This is a genomic window from Butyricimonas sp. DFI.6.44 (assembly GCF_022132345.1).
Lineage (GTDB): Bacteria > Bacteroidota > Bacteroidia > Bacteroidales > Marinifilaceae > Butyricimonas > Butyricimonas muris.
On record NZ_JAKNJD010000004.1, the window covers coordinates 38430 to 54107 of the forward strand.

The 15678-nt window shown below is 44.3% G+C and carries 10 protein-coding genes; all 10 read left to right on the forward strand.

The features are described 5' to 3' along the window. The first annotated feature begins 7 nt into the window (after positions 1-7). The 10 genes from L0M98_RS06850 to L0M98_RS06895 all read left to right on the forward strand — a co-directional run bounded on the left by L0M98_RS06850 (position 8) and on the right by L0M98_RS06895 (position 15662). Positions 8-1633 (forward strand): SusD/RagB family nutrient-binding outer membrane lipoprotein, encoded by a 1626-nt coding sequence (locus L0M98_RS06850; RefSeq protein WP_099290074.1) that lies wholly within the window; start codon positions 8-10, stop codon positions 1631-1633. 222 nt (positions 1634-1855) lie between these two features. Continuing rightward, entirely contained in the window at positions 1856-2341 is a 486-nt protein-coding gene (locus L0M98_RS06855; protein WP_227215446.1) for a Dps family protein, read from the forward strand. A gap of 120 nt (positions 2342-2461) precedes the next feature. Then, positions 2462-3532, forward strand: a complete 1071-nt coding sequence (mutY, locus tag L0M98_RS06860) for an A/G-specific adenine glycosylase (protein WP_227215445.1) — start codon at positions 2462-2464, stop codon at positions 3530-3532. 58 nt (positions 3533-3590) lie between these two features. Beyond that, complete coding sequence (locus L0M98_RS06865; protein WP_186977956.1) at positions 3591-4166, forward strand: sigma-70 family RNA polymerase sigma factor; 576 nt, start codon at positions 3591-3593, stop codon at positions 4164-4166. 383 nt (positions 4167-4549) lie between these two features. Continuing rightward, positions 4550-6631 (forward strand): hypothetical protein, encoded by a 2082-nt coding sequence (locus L0M98_RS06870; protein ID WP_227215444.1) that lies wholly within the window; start codon positions 4550-4552, stop codon positions 6629-6631. 91 nt (positions 6632-6722) lie between these two features. Then, the gene (locus tag L0M98_RS06875; protein WP_227215443.1) at positions 6723-7886 is read left to right on the forward strand and encodes a FecR family protein; all 1164 of its coding nucleotides are present in this window, start codon (positions 6723-6725) and stop codon (positions 7884-7886) included. A 107-nt stretch (positions 7887-7993) separates the two neighbouring features. After that, complete coding sequence (locus tag L0M98_RS06880) at positions 7994-11605, forward strand: SusC/RagA family TonB-linked outer membrane protein (protein ID WP_227215442.1); 3612 nt, start codon at positions 7994-7996, stop codon at positions 11603-11605. 12 nt (positions 11606-11617) lie between these two features. After that, positions 11618-13078 (forward strand): RagB/SusD family nutrient uptake outer membrane protein, encoded by a 1461-nt coding sequence (locus L0M98_RS06885; protein ID WP_227215441.1) that lies wholly within the window; start codon positions 11618-11620, stop codon positions 13076-13078. 4 nt (positions 13079-13082) lie between these two features. Next, a complete protein-coding gene (locus tag L0M98_RS06890; RefSeq protein WP_227215440.1) occupies positions 13083-14384 on the forward strand; it encodes a hypothetical protein in 1302 nt (433 codons plus the stop codon). 102 nt (positions 14385-14486) lie between these two features. Next, positions 14487-15662 carry a hypothetical protein gene (locus L0M98_RS06895; RefSeq protein WP_227215439.1) on the forward strand — a complete coding sequence of 392 codons (1176 nt, stop codon included), beginning with the start codon at positions 14487-14489 and terminating at the stop codon, positions 15660-15662. The last annotated feature ends 16 nt before the right edge of the window (positions 15663-15678 follow it).

Here is a 15678-nt window from a genome sequence, read left to right on the forward strand (position 1 = left end):
TGGCGGTATGGAAAAGAGAGTATTTGTCTACATGGTTCTGTTTCTGGGATGTATCGCTTGCACGGGACATTTTAAGGATTTGAACACGGATAAAACCGGGATCACGGATGAGGATACGCGTATCGACTGGAACCATATCGGGATACCTCTCGGTGTGGTGCAGCAGGGCATCTATTTTAATTATGATTTCGGCAAGGGGAAGAATTGGACATACCAGATCATGCAGAACCTGAGCGCCGATATGTTCAGTGGTTATATGCACGATTACAAGCCGTTGAACGGCGGTTCCCACAATTCTGATTATAATCTTCAAGACGGGTGGAACGGGACGTTCTGGGGATACACGTACGCTTATATCATGCCGCAGATCAAACGGTTGGAGGATTCCACGAGAACAGAGAATCCTCTTTTCTACGCGATCACGAAAATATTGAAAGTCGAAGTGATGCATCGGGTGTCCGATTACTACGGTCCGATCATATATTCCAATTTCGGGGGGATGAAATCGGTGTATATGCCGGATACGCAACAGGATGTTTATCATGCTTTTTTTGACGATCTGAAAGAGGCGGTAAAGACGCTGAGCGATTATATGGATAAGCCCGATGAAGTTTTTGATTTTTCCCGTTTTGATATTCTGATGGACGGGGAGATCCTTTCGTGGATTAAATTTGCCAATTCATTGCGTATGCGTTTGGCGGTACGGATAGCAATGGCTGAACCGGAAAAAGCCAGAACGGAATTTCAGTCGGCTATCAGTGATGAACACGGGTATTTTGAAGACCCTTTCGAGCTCGTGAAGGTATCTACCCGCGACGGGTACACCAATCCTTTGGGCGAGATCAACCGGGTATGGGGGGAAGTGTACATGAATGCTTCCATGGAATCCATTTTAAACGGTTTCGATGATCCCCGGCGGAAAGTGTTTTTTGAGCCCTGCATGGAAGACGTTTGTTTGCCGGATAAGAACGGTAAGGATTCCGTCATTATTCCTTTAAAGGGACAATACCGGGGGATTCGCCAAGGTACAATGTTCGCACACCCTTATTACGCGGCTCTGTCCAAGATATACGTGAACGTGAATACCGACGCGATCTTGATGACGGCGGCAGAGGTATGGTTTTTACGGGCGGAAGCAGCTCTGCGGGGTTGGACATCGGAAGAAGCCGGGGATTGCTACGAGAGAGGGGTGAAATGTTCTTTCTCGCAATGGCAGGTACCCGACGCGGACGCTTATTTGCAGGGTGATAACCGGGCATCAGATTTCAAGGATGTATTCACGCCCGAGAATGATATCAAAGCCCGTTGCAAGGTATCCCCTTGTTGGGATGAATCCGCATCGCCGGAAATAAAGCTGGAAAGAATTATCACGCAGAAATGGTTGGCTATTTTCCCGGAGGGATGTGAGGCTTGGGCGGAACAGCGAAGAACGGGATACCCGAGACTTTTTCCCGTGAAATACAATAATAGCCGGAATGGTTGTATCGACACGGAAATCATGATACGTCGTCTGAACTTTCCTTCGACTCTTCTGGATGAAAGCGCGGAACAATACAAGGCATTGGTGGATGCTCTAGGGGGAAAGGACAACGCTGGAACCCGTTTGTGGTGGGATACGGGGAGAAATTTTTAAGAAATAGAAGGATTCAAAGATTCATAGGGATTACCTTATCGCGGGTAAACTTTTATTATGGAAATGTAAAGCATCCGAAATATGGGTATTTAGTCGTTCTTTGGTTAGAGTGTCGAAAAAATATAGTAAAAATTAAATGTTCCGCGTGAAACTTTATCAACCGCTTTTCGTTTCTATAGGTGTTTACAATGAAATACAAAGAACCTTTAAATATTTATAGTTATGATGAAAGGAAATATTGGTTTAGACGCATCAATGATCAAATCAAGTAAAACAATTTTAAATAACCTGCTTGCTGATCATTTTGTTTTACTGGCTAAAACATGGAATTACCACTGGAATATGAAAGGCGCGAGCTTCAGATCTTATCACACGTTCTTGGAAGATCTTTATAACGGCCTGATTGAAGATATCGACAGTATTGCCGAGCGTGTTCGTGATTTGGACGAACGTCCTATCGGGTCTTTGAAAGGCTGTCTGGAGCACAACCGCATCAAAGAACAAGACGAGGAGAAACCGCTTCCCGATGCAAAGGGGATGTTGGCAGCCTTGTTGGATGACAATGCAGAAGTTATCCGTCAGATACGTTCTGATTTGGAAACCATGGATAAAGAAGGCTCGAAAGATTTCGGAACATCCAATTTCTTGGAAGACATGATTGAGAAAAAGGAAAAAGTAACTTGGATGATCCGTGCCCATTTGGAATAAGGATAGATTTTTATGTTATGAGTGAATGAGGGGGACTGTCGATTATCGGCAGTTCTCTTTTTTTATGTTCGCCTTGTATTCCGATGTTTTTTGTATCTTCGTACCCGTTAATCAGGAGATATGGATGATAGAGAGATAAGTGGTATTTTAATCCACTGGTACGAGAAGAACAAGCGGGAATTGCCGTGGCGGGAAACCGGCGATCCTTACTTGATTTGGATCTCGGAGATTATACTCCAGCAAACCAGAGTGGCGCAGGGGTTGGATTATTTCAACCGTTTCGTGCAACGTTTTCCCGATGTGCGTTCCCTCGCGGAAGCTGACGAAGATGAGGTGATGAAATACTGGCAAGGTTTGGGGTATTATAGTCGTGCCCGCAACCTGCACGCGGCGGCAAAGCAAATCGTGGATTCTTTCGACGGCGTTTTTCCCCGGACGAGAGAGGATATCTTATCACTGAAAGGGATCGGGGATTACACGGCTGCCGCGATAGCTTCTTTCGCCTATCAACAACCTTACGCCACGGTAGACGGCAACGTGTACCGGGTGTTAGCCCGGCTGTTCGATTTGGAGATGCCTATTGATAGCGGCGAGGGAAAGAAGTATTTCACGGAATTGGCACAATCGTTACTGGACGAACGGCATCCCGATCTGTTTAATCAGGCGATGATGGAATTCGGGGCTTTGCAGTGTGTCCCGAAATCCCCGGCTTGCGATTCTTGTCCTTTGAACGGGAAGTGTCTGGCATTGGCTTCCGGGCGAGTGGAACAATTACCCGTGAAGAACGGGAAGACCATGGTTAAACCCCGTTATTTTAATTATTTGCATATCCGCGGTCAGGGTAAAACCTTGCTTTCCAAGCGCACGGGAAATGACATCTGGCGTAATCTTTACGAGTTCCCGTTGGTCGAAACGGCATCTCCCGTGTCTTGGGGAGAGTTGCAACAAGTGACCGGATTCAATACATTATTCGGCGGAATGACGGGTATCAACGTGAAACGGGAGTTCACGGCTAAAAAGCACGTGCTGTCCCACCGGGTAATTTACGCCGTGTTCTACGAGATTCTGGTAGATGCTTTCTCTCCTGCCATGCAGAAGTACCTTCAGGTGCCGGATGAGGAGGTAGGTAATTACGCGGTATCCCGTTTGGTGCAGTCTTACTTGGAAAAGCGGGAAACTTTGTTGTTTTGATAAATAAAATTATTCCTTTTTGGTGTGTCACTGGTGAAAAAGATTTATTTTTGTATTGATGCGGAAAGATGATAGAGATATACTTGACAGGTTCACGAAGAATCGTAAGGACGGGATTCGCGTGCTGTTTGATCGTTACTATCGTCCTCTGGTGTTGTATGCCGGGACATTGATTAGTGACGACACGATGGCGGAAGATCTCGTTCAGGAATTTTTCGTGCGTTTGTGGGAAGACGATTATCTCGAACGTATCGAGAGCAAGGCGCTCAGTTCTTATCTTTTCTCTTCCGTGCGCAATAGTTGTTATACATACTTGCACAAGAACGATGTGATGCGTGCCCGCGTGGACTTCACGTCCATTGACGTGGCGGCAGATTCGGCGGCGGCTTTAAGCCAAGAAATCGTGGATAGGGTAACTGCTGTGATAGCCCGAATGCCCGAACAGACGGGACGAGTGCTGAATTGCGTGTTGATGCAGGACATGAAATATCAGGAAACAGCCGACGAGTTGCATGTATCGCTGAACACGGTGAAAACTTTGTTGCGCAACGGGATGCGGCTTTTGCGTGAAGAACTGCAAAGCGAACAGGAGTTGATTCTATTATTCGTTTGCGCGGGTAATTCGGAAAGTTGAACTGACGCGGGGTAACGTAGCTATCCTGAAGCTATACTCGTGCTACACCATATTGAGCCTTATTGGTTTATGCTTGTTTCCCGTTGGAATGTTCATGGCAGGGATGGCTTGAATATTTGTCAAGTTAAATTAGATTATTTCTTGTTAAAACGTGGGCGAAGAGTGGGCTATAAGTAGGCTAAGTGTAGGCGATGCCGCCTAATAGTCACCTAATAGTCGCCCAAAACTCACCCAACTCGGTTTTATATCCTGCTTAAAGCCCTCTTAAAGGTTATATGAAGTGATAGCTTTGCGTGAATATTTTAAAATATATATATTTGCCACCCTTTTTCATGAGGAGTAATTATTTTCAAGTAGAATGTAGTTTTAAACAGAGACAGACGATGAAAAGATTTTTTTCAACCTGCCTGTTGTTTTGGGTGGGTATATTCTTACTATTGGTCGGTTGTAAGAAGGATGAGGTGACAGTTGTCGAAGACGAGGATATTGTGGATAATGAATTACCCGTCAGGTTGACGGTGGCGGATTATAACGAGAATAACACGTATTATTTGTTGAATGATGACGAATCCCCGGATGTTTATTTCGATTCGAAGCAGCGAAGTTTTCTCGTGACGCAGCCCTTGCAAATTTCGCTGGATGACGAGCTCAATTTCCAGATTCGTTTTTATAGCCCGAGAGCCTTGAAAGGCGTGACGATTTGGGCAACCATCGAGGGGTACGACGAGGAGGTCGAGTTTATGTCGCTCGAGAAAATCATGCCGTTCCAACAGCTTCGGGTGCCTGTGCCTTTTGTCACCACGGATATGACCGCGTACACTCGCGGCGGAAAAAAGATTCTTATCACGGCAAACCCGGACTTGACGGCGGAGGATATCTCTTTTAGAATCGAGTGTGACGATCCTTATTGGGCAAGGTTGCAATCTATCCGTTGTAAATGGAATATCGCTTTCGGCAGGTATAGCGACACGCAGGCAAGCTGGAAGTATAAAATGAAGGCTTCACACACGCGTGAGGCGGTGGCGATCGCGTTGAACATGAGTTATATGTTTTCGTCGGAGAAGTTCGAGAAGGCGTTGCACGAGTTCGGACCTCTACATAGTAACAATGACAGGGTGGAGATTGACAAGCATGCTTTATTGACAAGAGTGCTTAATCACCGCGGGTTGGTTTTCGGTTATACCACGGGTGTGATGGGATTGGGTGGCGGCACGACGTACGGGATGCACGAGGTGTGTTACCTTGAGCATTATGCCGATGATAAGAGCATCACGGAAACCCTTTTTCATGAGTTCGCGCATTGCGTGGGATACGGGCATGCCGGGAATATGACCTATGAGCAGACGGGACCCGGGTGGATTACCTTGTGTAATAACGTGTACGTCGAGTTGTCGCGTGAAAAGGAGTTGCCCGTTTACTCCCGCCGTTTCCTGCATACCCGTAAGTGCAAGAACAGGTATTTTGACGATATATACGTGGCGTCAAAATATATTATCGAGGATCCGGAACTTGATGCCCTAGATGGTGGTTTGTCCCCGTTGCGCGGAGTGACGGACACGGGTGGGGATGACGGTATGCCGCTGACTTTCCGGTTGGATTATGCGGATGTGCCCGGGGCAACGGCAGCCACTTTCCGCCCGAAAGACGTGTACGCGTACGGGAATACCTTGTACGTGGTGAATGATGCTGACAATAATTATAGCGTGGAGGTGTTCAATCTCGAGCCTAACAGTATGAAACAGCATTTGCATAGTATCCGGGAATGGTCGCGGGGGGACGAAACGGAAACGTTCGGTGGTAGACCGAATGGTGTTACGCGTGCTAACGGGAAGATATATGTCACTCACGAGGGGAGTCGCACGGAGATTTTCGACGCGGGGGATTACCGGTTTGTCACGTGTATCGGAACCGGGGCGTGGGGTACGGGGCCTTCTCAAACCGTGCACGCTTTCGACGTTGTGCTTTACAAGGGGATGGTGGCGATTCATGACAAGCGTTATGTCAATTTCGTGGAAGAGGGGGTGTTGACGCCCGGAAACGTGGCACCGCGTTTGTACATTCGGTCGGAGCATTTGGGCGAGGTGAGCGCCGCTTACGGCATGGCGGTCGATGAACGGGCGGGATTGCTTTATTCCACCCATCCGTCCAAGCGTATAGATGTTTTCGCTCTTGGTGATATACGCGAGGGTGTGACGCTTAAACGTGTCAAGCAGTTGGCTTATCGTAACATGCCTTACGCGCTGGATTTTTACAAGGGTAGGTTGTTCGTGACTTCTAACGGCAACGAGAAGTTTTGCGAAGTTGACCCGGAAACGGGGGATATCGTGAAGGATTACACGACGGTCGGTGGCATCACGTTGCAAGCCCCCGAGAAGTTCTGTATCCGCCGTAGCACGTTGTTTATTGTCGACCGCACGAAGGACGGGCCGTGTCTTTACGCTATTCCCACGCGGGAGTTGAAATAGGAGCGTATGGTTGTTTTTTTTCAAAAAAAAATACACCCTTCATTCACCCGTTTTGATTTTTATTTAGTCTTACTTGTGTAAAAAACAAAGTATGACTATATCGAATTACATAGAAGAGTTGATTTACCGTGTGTTAGCAAGAGATGCAAGCGAGGAGGAACGATGTGAGTTGGAGGCGTGGGTGCGGGAGAGCGAGGAGCATCGAGTGTTTTTTCACAAGGTGGAGCGGGCTTGGTACACGGGGAAGTATGCCGTGAGATGGAAAAATGTGGAGATGAGTTCCGCGTGGAAAGCTGTGGAGCACAAGCGGGGAGCCCGTGGGCGGAAGCGTGTGGTGCGTATCGGATGGAGTGTGGCGGCGGCAGTGGTGCTGGCGGTCGGGTTGGCGTGGATGTTTTTGCCGTCGGGGGAAGAGAATATGCCCGTGGCGATGGTGCAGGCTCCGGTGGGTAAGCCCGGGGAGTCGAAGGCGTTGCTGGTGCTTTCGTCGGGAGAGCGGGTTGCTTTGGGAGGCGAGCAGGCGGACACGATACGGGAGAACGGGCAATCGATTTTGCGGGAGAAGGATTATATTGATTATAGCCGGGAGAAAGGTGGTGGAGTGACGGAAACGGTTTATAATGAGTTGATTGTGCCTGTTGGTGGGGAGTACCGTTTGTTGCTTGCCGATGGGACTGTCGTTTACATGAATTCGGAATCCCGCTTGAAATATCCGGTACGGTTCACCGGGAGCGAGCGATTGGTGGAGTTGGAAGGAGAGGCTTATTTTGAGGTGGAGCGGGATGAGGAGCGTCCTTTCGTGGTACGCACGAGTCGGTTGGACGTGACGGTATTGGGCACCGGGTTTAACGTGATGGCTTACAAGAAGGATGCCCGCACGGAAGTCACTTTGGTGAACGGGAAGGTGGACGTGACGAGCGGGAAGATTAGCGAGGTGTTGACCCCGAACCGACAGTTCGTGATGAATAACGAGAGTGGTGAATACGAGGTGCGTACGGTGGATGCGGATGCTTATGCCGCGTGGAAAAAGGGGACTTTGAATTTTGACGCGATGCCGTTGGAGGAGTTGGGGGATAAGTTGGCACGTTGGTACGGGGTGAGTTTCTTTTTCAGTAACGAGCGTTTGAAGCAGTTGAAGTTCACGGGTGCTTTCAGGAAATATAATGACATGGATTATATTCTTTCTTTGATAGAGGCAACGACGGATGTAACTTTTAAAATCAATGGAAATGCAATTATAGTTAGCGGAAAATAAAGTAGAAAACCGCTTCCGAAGGGGCATAAAAATACCGGAAAGTGTTGGGAGCACGATCCGGTAGTCACTCCCGGGGGAGCATTAAGAATCACTTAATTCACAAATGTATGAAAAAAAGTAATGTAGTGTGGCTTGTTTTGTCAAAAAATAAGCGGCAGCAATTATGGAGAATTATGAAACTAACATGGATTTTGTGTGTCTGTTTCGTGTGTACGTTATCCGCGAACAGTTTGGCACAGCAAAAATTGAGTATGAATTTGGGGGAAACGTCGATTAAGACGGTTTTCGAGGAGATTCGTAAGCAAACGAACAAGATCGTGATTTATAATGACGACCGGTTGGCGTTGCGGAAGAAGGTGAACGCGGATTTCAAGGACATGGAGTTGGCAGATGTGCTGGAACGTGTACTTGCCGGAAGCGGTATGACGTACAAGTTCGTGGACGATTATATCGTGATTACTCCTGCCGTGAAGCCCGCGCAGGATGAGAAAAAAGCGTTTCGGGTAAAAGGTTTCGTGTACGACCAGAACAAGGAGGCTTTGCCGGGAGTGACGGTGAAAGTGGCAGGGGTACCCCTCGGGACTTCTACCGATGTGAACGGGTGGTTTACCATGGAATTGACCGAGAAAGCGACTTTGGAATTTTCATTCGTGGGGTATAAAAGGAAGACTTTGGCTTTGACCGATCAGATGTTGAAAGACACGATTCGGGTTTACATGGAGGAAGAGGTGAACGAGATGGATGAGGTTGTCGTGACCGGTTATCAGGAAATCCGCAAGGATCGAATGACAGGTTCGGTGACGGTGATTACTGCCAAGGAGTTGGAGAATAGTGCATTCAAGAGCATAGACCAAATTTTGGAAGGTAAGGTTGCCGGGTTGTATTCTTTCAAGACCAGCGGAGCTCCGGGAACACGGGCGAGTGTTCGTATCCGGGGTGACAACTCTATATCGGGTAACAAGGAGCCGATGTGGGTGGTAGACGGTCTGCCCTTGCAAGGTGGTGTGGCATCCATTAACGTGCTTAACGCGGGAAATATTCAGGAGTCTGCACTTGATCACGGTATCGGTAACCTTTCTCCGGCGGATATCGAGTCAATCACGATTTTGAAGGATGCGGCAGCATCGGCTATTTACGGTGCGCGAGCTGCTAACGGTGTGATTGTGATCAAGACGAAACGCGGTTTCGAAGGGGATGCTACTTTTAGTTATAACGGTAGTTTCGGTATAGTATCGGCACCGAGCATTGATTTGGATTTTATGAACGGTCGCGAGAAGGTGGATTTTGAGCTTCAGTTGATGCGGGATTTCCATCGTGCCGATCAAGCCGGGTTAGCGGGTAAGATTTACGATAATTATAAACAAGGACGTATTAGTGCGGCAGAATATGATGCCGAGTTAAATCGGTTGCGTTCCACGAACACAGATTGGTTTGACGAGATTTTCCGGAAAGGATTTTCGCATTCTCATTTCTTGTCGATGCGCGGAGGTTCAGCTAAAACAAACTACTATGCTTCATTGAATTATAGCGGTCAAGACGGTGTATTGAAAAGTAATCACTATAATAATTTGGGCGCAAAATTGGAAGTTCGTCATAAACCTATAGAGAATTTGGAATTGCATTTCCAAGTAGAAGGAAATTATCGCGAGGATGTTGATCATGCTTCTGCTGTAGACCCGTTCAAGTATGCGGTTTTTGCTAACCCGTACGAAAAGCCATACAACGAGGATGGTAGTTACGCTGCTGATTTGAGTTATTTGGGTGACAACTGGAGTGATTTGAAATATGGTTATAGGTTCGATACATTCAATATCTTGCGTGAGTTGGATGAAACGCAGAATAAGAGTATTGCCTCGGATGTGTCTGCCCGTTTGGGATTCAATTACAAAATCATGGAAGGATTGACCGCAGATGTAAGCGGATCGTTGACGTATAGTACGAATAACACGGAGAAGTGGGCAGGTCCTGAAACGTATGCTTCTTACGCGAATGCAAGTTTCGTGAGAGCGGCATTGATGATAAATCCGGAAAAAGAAATACCGGCGGGTTATAATAACGGTTATTTGAGAGAAGGTTCCGGTCGTTCCACTGCTTTTGCGTTGAGAGGATTGCTTAGCTATAATAACGATCAGTTGGAGGGACATTTTTTCTCTGTTGTTGTCGGTTCTGAGATTTCAGGTAGTAAAAGTTATAATAACTTCCATGACTTCCCGGAATTTAATCAGATCTATCGTTTTACCACGTTCCCCTCTTTTTATGATCCGGAAGGGCAAATCAAGTATGATAACTTTGTAAGACAAAACATATTCAATAACATGATGGGTACAGGTGAGGCGCAGGACCGTTCGGCTTCTTTCTTTGCGGCATTTACTTATACATTACGGGATAAATATGTATTCAACGTGAACGCTCGTTTTGATGGGGCGGATATTATCGGTACGGATAATCGTTTTACCCCGTTGTGGTCAGCCAGTTTCCGTTGGAATGCCATGCGGGAAAATTTCTTGAAGAACGTGAACTTTATTTCCGATTTGGCGGTACGTGTTTCTTACGGGTACACGGGAAATATTGACCGTAGTTCTTACCCGATGCCATTGGTTTACTTGAGTGGAGAGAAATATGACGGTTTGTTTATGGCAGAAAGCGTGACTTTCCCGAACCCGAATATCAAGTGGGAACATAAAGAAGACCGGAATATCGGTTTGGATTTCGCTTTTTGGAACAACCGTATCGGTGGTACGTTTAACTATTACTGGAATACCACCCGTGATTTGTTGGGAGACATGACTACTCCTATTTCTTATGGTCGTGAAAGCATTCGTACCAATGTATCCTCGTTGGAGAATAAGGGATGGGAGTTTAATATCAACTTCCGTTTGGACTTGGGTAAGGATGTGTATTGGGTAAACTCCTTCAATATCGCACAAAACAAGAACAAAATTACGAACACCTTTATCAAGAATTTCGAGGAGTTTCAAGATGTGAATTGGTATGGTAGTACTGCCAATATCGAGGGGTATGCTACCGGAACGATTTTCGGACACCGTTTTGCCGGAGTAAATCCTGCCACGGGTAATGCAATGTTCTATTTGACAGAGAGAGCCAGAGAGGTATGGGCGGAGCGTAAAGAGGTGTCAATAGATGAGATCCCGTATGTAATGGAGGATACGGATAGCGAGTTTGACGAGAATGTTATGACCGCCTCTTTGGTAAATTTGGGGACCTTGAATCCGAAGGTGACCGGAGGATTTACTTCTACATTGTCTTGGAAACAGTTGGAGGTACGTTTAGGTTTTTCTTATAGCGCAGGTCATTTGTTGGAGACGTTTAATGAGCGAGAATATGCTCCTCGCGGAGGAAGTTCCGAGATACATGTTTCCAGAACCAATCGTTTGAGAAGTGCAATGAATCACTGGAGAACCCCGGGAGATATTACCGATTCACCTCGTTATAGCTTTAAAGATCGTAACTATCGCCGGATGTTGACGGATGATAGGTATGAAAAGGCTGATTTCTTGGCATTCCGCGATTTGACGGTATCCTACGATTTGCGTGGTGATTGGTTCAAATATATCGGATTGAGCCGTTGTCGCGTGGGATTGCAGGTGAGCAATGTGTTTGTATTTACAAAGTACAGCGGTTTGGACGTGACTACCGGAGGAGCATTCAACTACCCGAATCCTCGTACTTATATGTTTAATCTTTCTTTGGGCTTTTAAAAGACAGATGTTATGAGAAAGTTTATATATTTAATTAGTTTTTTATTGGTTTTAGGAGTTACCTCTTGTAAAGAGTTTTTGAATGTAACCCCTAAGAACGTGATCTCGATGGAAGACTTGCAAAGTATCAAGCAGGCATTATCTAGCTTTTTGTATAGTATGCGTGCTGATGGTGATGCGTATGGTATGGGGGGAACAGTTGCACCTTTCGGTCGTTTTTATGATTATAAGGCGATGATGCTTTATACCGGCGAGTGGGATTTATCTAATTTGGCGGCAGATGATGCAGGAATGACGGTTGAGGATGTAGAACAGGCTGATTGGCGTTCAGAAGATACTCAAACTTATTGGAGAAGATTTTATAAACCTATCGGTTTGATGAATTTACTTATCCATGAAGCTAAAACGGCAATGGGGGATGAGGATATGCGCGATTATATCATGGGAGAAGCATACGTTATGCGTGCTTACTGTTTCTTTAAATTGGTTCAGTATTTTGCTCCTTATGATAATAATAAATTAGGTATTCCTTTGTGTTTGAACTCTTATGATGACTTCGAGGACGTGAATTTGTCTCGTGCTCCTCAGACGGAGGTGTATGCACAAATTTTGAGTGATTTGCATGAAGCGGAAATTCGTTTGGAGCGGACTCCTATGCGGGATGGTTTTAATAGGATGTATGATACTCATATCGTGAATCGATTGTTTGCGCAGGTTTATTGTTTTAAAGCACTTTCCCCTGCGGCAGAGGTCAATGATTGGAAAAATGCAATCTTATATGCAACTAAAGAGACGGATGGGGTTGTATTGGAGAGCGATCCGAATAAGTTGTCAGATTTGTTTAATCCGAATAAACAGAATAGTGGAATTTCGACTAATGAGGCTGCTTTGCGTTTCAGAATGTCAAGTAGTATTTCTATGAATAATACTTCAATATTGAGAAATGCGTATATAAGTAATGAGTTTGTAAATACTTATTTTCCTGTATCGGAAGGAGATATCCGTAATGAGTATTATTTTACGGGTAGCGGTACTAATATTCGCTTGGATAAACATTCTACTGATTATGGTTGGAGTGGGGACTGGGGGATCGTTTTTGTCGGATTCCGATTAGCAGAGACTTTCTTGATTCAAGCAGAGGCTTTGGCGATGACCGATCAGTTGAATGAAGCAAAAGCTATACTAGAGTGTTTTAAAGAGGCTAGATATACAGGGACTTACACGATTCCTTCAGATAAAGAGGGATTGTTGCAGGAAATTTACCGGGAGCGTCGTAAAGAATTTGTGGGAGAGGGTGATTACGTGTGGATGGACATGAAACGCTTGGGATTGAAAGCAGAGCGCACAATTATTGGTCAGACTTATACGTTGAATGGTGCGGGAGATTATCGTTACACCTTCCCGATCCCGACGAGTGAGTTGGAGAATAACAAGTATTTAGATCAAAATCCGGTTTGGCAATTAAAAGATTAACATTATGAAGACAAAGAATTTATTATATTTGCTTTTATCGCTAGGCATTTTTATCGGATGTACACCGGAAGAAGGAGAGGTGCTCGATTTTAGCAATGTTGAAATTGAGAAAGTGGAGTTAGGTGCAGATGCTGAGCAGTTGATCGCTGATGGTGTAGCTACTTTGACATTGGATCCGAAACTTTATCAAGTAGCAGAGGGAAAAGACGGGGAGAAAGTATATGGTAGAATACCGGTAGATCGGATTTCCGGGGATATGGTTAAGTATTTCTTGGAAGATGGTACCGAATTGGGAGGACCGGAATACAGAACGACTGATGTGTCAAAAGGTAAAGTGAGTTTTTATATCACGGCAAATGGAATGAAATCAGACTTGTTTACCGTGAAATTACGAGAGCCTTTTGCAGAGAATGAGTATGAAATGATCACTTATCCGGTGGTGTTCCATGTACTTCAAACCACAGAAAGTGTAACAGGAGGATCTAAGTTGGATGCAAGTTTGATTTACGAGTTTTTCAACACAATGGTGAATACTTTTGAGCGTAAAGTTGCTTTTGGTCCGAATAATGTAGATACCCGTATTCGTTTTCAACTGGCAGAATACGCTCCTGATGGAACAAAAATGGAGGAAAAGGGAATAAATCGTTGGACAAGGGGTAAATATCAGAATGAGTGGTGGTATATTGAAGGGGATGGTGTTGAGTTTTGTATCAAAAATGATTTTAAAAAAGACCTTTTATGGGATTATAAAAAGTATTTGAACATTTGGATTGTAGAAACTATGCCTGGGACAATAGGAACAGTTACAATACCTCCTCGGTTTATCTTGACAGGAACAGAACCTTTGGAAGGAATACCTGTTATGCAGGAAAAAAACGCTGAGGAATTTGAAGCGATGGATAAAAATGACTGGAAGCTTAGTGACATTGGTATGATGTTTGATCTTGGGCAATTTTCGACAGGTGACAAATTATCGTTGGGACAACTTGGGCAAGTGGGACAGTTCTTTGGATTGTTGCCGACAGAGTTTACGAGAGAAGGGATAACATCGGATTATTGCGAGGATACTGTGCCTTACGAGATTTATCGAGAAGAGTGGTATGACAATAATGGAAATGATGCTAATAATCGCTTAAAGGTGACAGAGAACGGATTATTATTCTATTCCACAAATATCATGGATACCTATTCTTTTAGAACTGCCATTACTATGGATCAGATGAAACGTATCCGTACTATCACGGATAACTGCCCGCTCCGTTGGGCTTGGAAGAGCAAGTGGGCTTTTACAGGAAAAGAAGATTAATAATAGTCTTATATGTTGTGAATTAAGAGAAGGGGGAAGCTGAAAAAGGCTTCTTCCTTACTCTTCTTATGTAGGGAAAATCGAAGTTAAACTTAATAAATTGTGGATATGAAATATCGTTTATTGTTTATCGTTTTTTTATTCGCATGTTGTTTTGCTTGTGAAAGTGTGATAGAAAATCAGCAATTCAATGAGTTGGATTTGGAAGAAAATATTTTGATAGAAGGTGGGGGATTATCTCGCTCTGTGGATAGGGGAGTAACTGAGAATATGAATGCATTCCTTCAACGTGTTGATTTGTTTGAGCGTCAATTTATAGAATTGTACCAGTCTTATGATACAATTATTTCTGAAGGTGTACTAAGACAAAAATGGTATGAATGTATTAATCGTTTCGATAAAGATGCTGCTCGAGTATATCAAGATTTGTGTATAAATAAGTCTAGAGATTTATTTAAGAATGATGAAGATCTCGAAAACTATTTTAGAAGTTTTAGAATATATAGTTCTCGTTGTAAGCAAGTTGTTGATTTAATAGTTCGTTCTGTAGAAGATTTAAGAAGTGAAATTATACATGAGTTAGAATATGGCATAAAGCCAATTGAACCAGATGAGCGTCCGGAAACTATTCGTTATACACTTTCGGAAACAGTAAAAAAAGCAATGCCGTTTTGGGGAACATGGGAAGAAATTAGTAAAGTTGGGGTTTCTGGTTCGTTATTTGTTCCGTTGGATCAATTTGATTTTATTGATGTTGCTTGTTTGGTGGATAATTACAATAGGCAAAATTTGTACACGTATGATGATTTTGCTTTTTCTACGCCTCGAAAAGCAGAAGGCTTTCAAGCTATTATGAAGTATGTTAATAATGCGGGAACTATGATTTTGTTAGAGGCTCGTGTTCATTATGAGGATAGTCATACGTTCTATCTGTATTTGATAGATGCTCAAACTTATGAAATTTGTGATCGCCTTGAAGTAGGTACTTGTTATCGACATGACTTTAATGATCGGTTTGAAACGGAGGCGGATACTCGTAGATTTATTGTTAAAGATTGGTTATTTGATAAGGATTATACTGTAGTTGTAGGAGAATTGAAAACGGATATTGCTGCTAAATTTAATGAAGATTTTGGGACATTGGAGGCAGAAGTGATTAGAACGACATACAAATATAATGGACGTAAATTTGTACAAGTGGAGCAAAAATCTGTTGGTAAATTGCACTATTATTCTGAAAATATATATTCTAATTCGACTCCACTTGCTTACGATTAATTTTATTATTTGAGAA

Bases quoted from the DNA above. Each gene is read 5' to 3' on its own strand.
- L0M98_RS06850 (WP_099290074.1), top strand. From the start codon at position 8: ATGGAAAAGAGAGTATTTGTCTACATGGTTCTGTTTCTGGGATGTATC.
- L0M98_RS06855 (WP_227215446.1), top strand. From the start codon at position 1,856: ATGATGAAAGGAAATATTGGTTTAGACGCATCAATGATCAAATCAAGT.
- mutY (WP_227215445.1), top strand. From the start codon at position 2,462: ATGGATGATAGAGAGATAAGTGGTATTTTAATCCACTGGTACGAGAAG.
- L0M98_RS06865 (WP_186977956.1), top strand. From the start codon at position 3,591: ATGCGGAAAGATGATAGAGATATACTTGACAGGTTCACGAAGAATCGT.
- L0M98_RS06870 (WP_227215444.1), top strand. From the start codon at position 4,550: ATGAAAAGATTTTTTTCAACCTGCCTGTTGTTTTGGGTGGGTATATTC.
- L0M98_RS06875 (WP_227215443.1), top strand. From the start codon at position 6,723: ATGACTATATCGAATTACATAGAAGAGTTGATTTACCGTGTGTTAGCA.
- L0M98_RS06880 (WP_227215442.1), top strand. From the start codon at position 7,994: ATGAAAAAAAGTAATGTAGTGTGGCTTGTTTTGTCAAAAAATAAGCGG.
- L0M98_RS06885 (WP_227215441.1), top strand. From the start codon at position 11,618: ATGAGAAAGTTTATATATTTAATTAGTTTTTTATTGGTTTTAGGAGTT.
- L0M98_RS06890 (WP_227215440.1), top strand. From the start codon at position 13,083: ATGAAGACAAAGAATTTATTATATTTGCTTTTATCGCTAGGCATTTTT.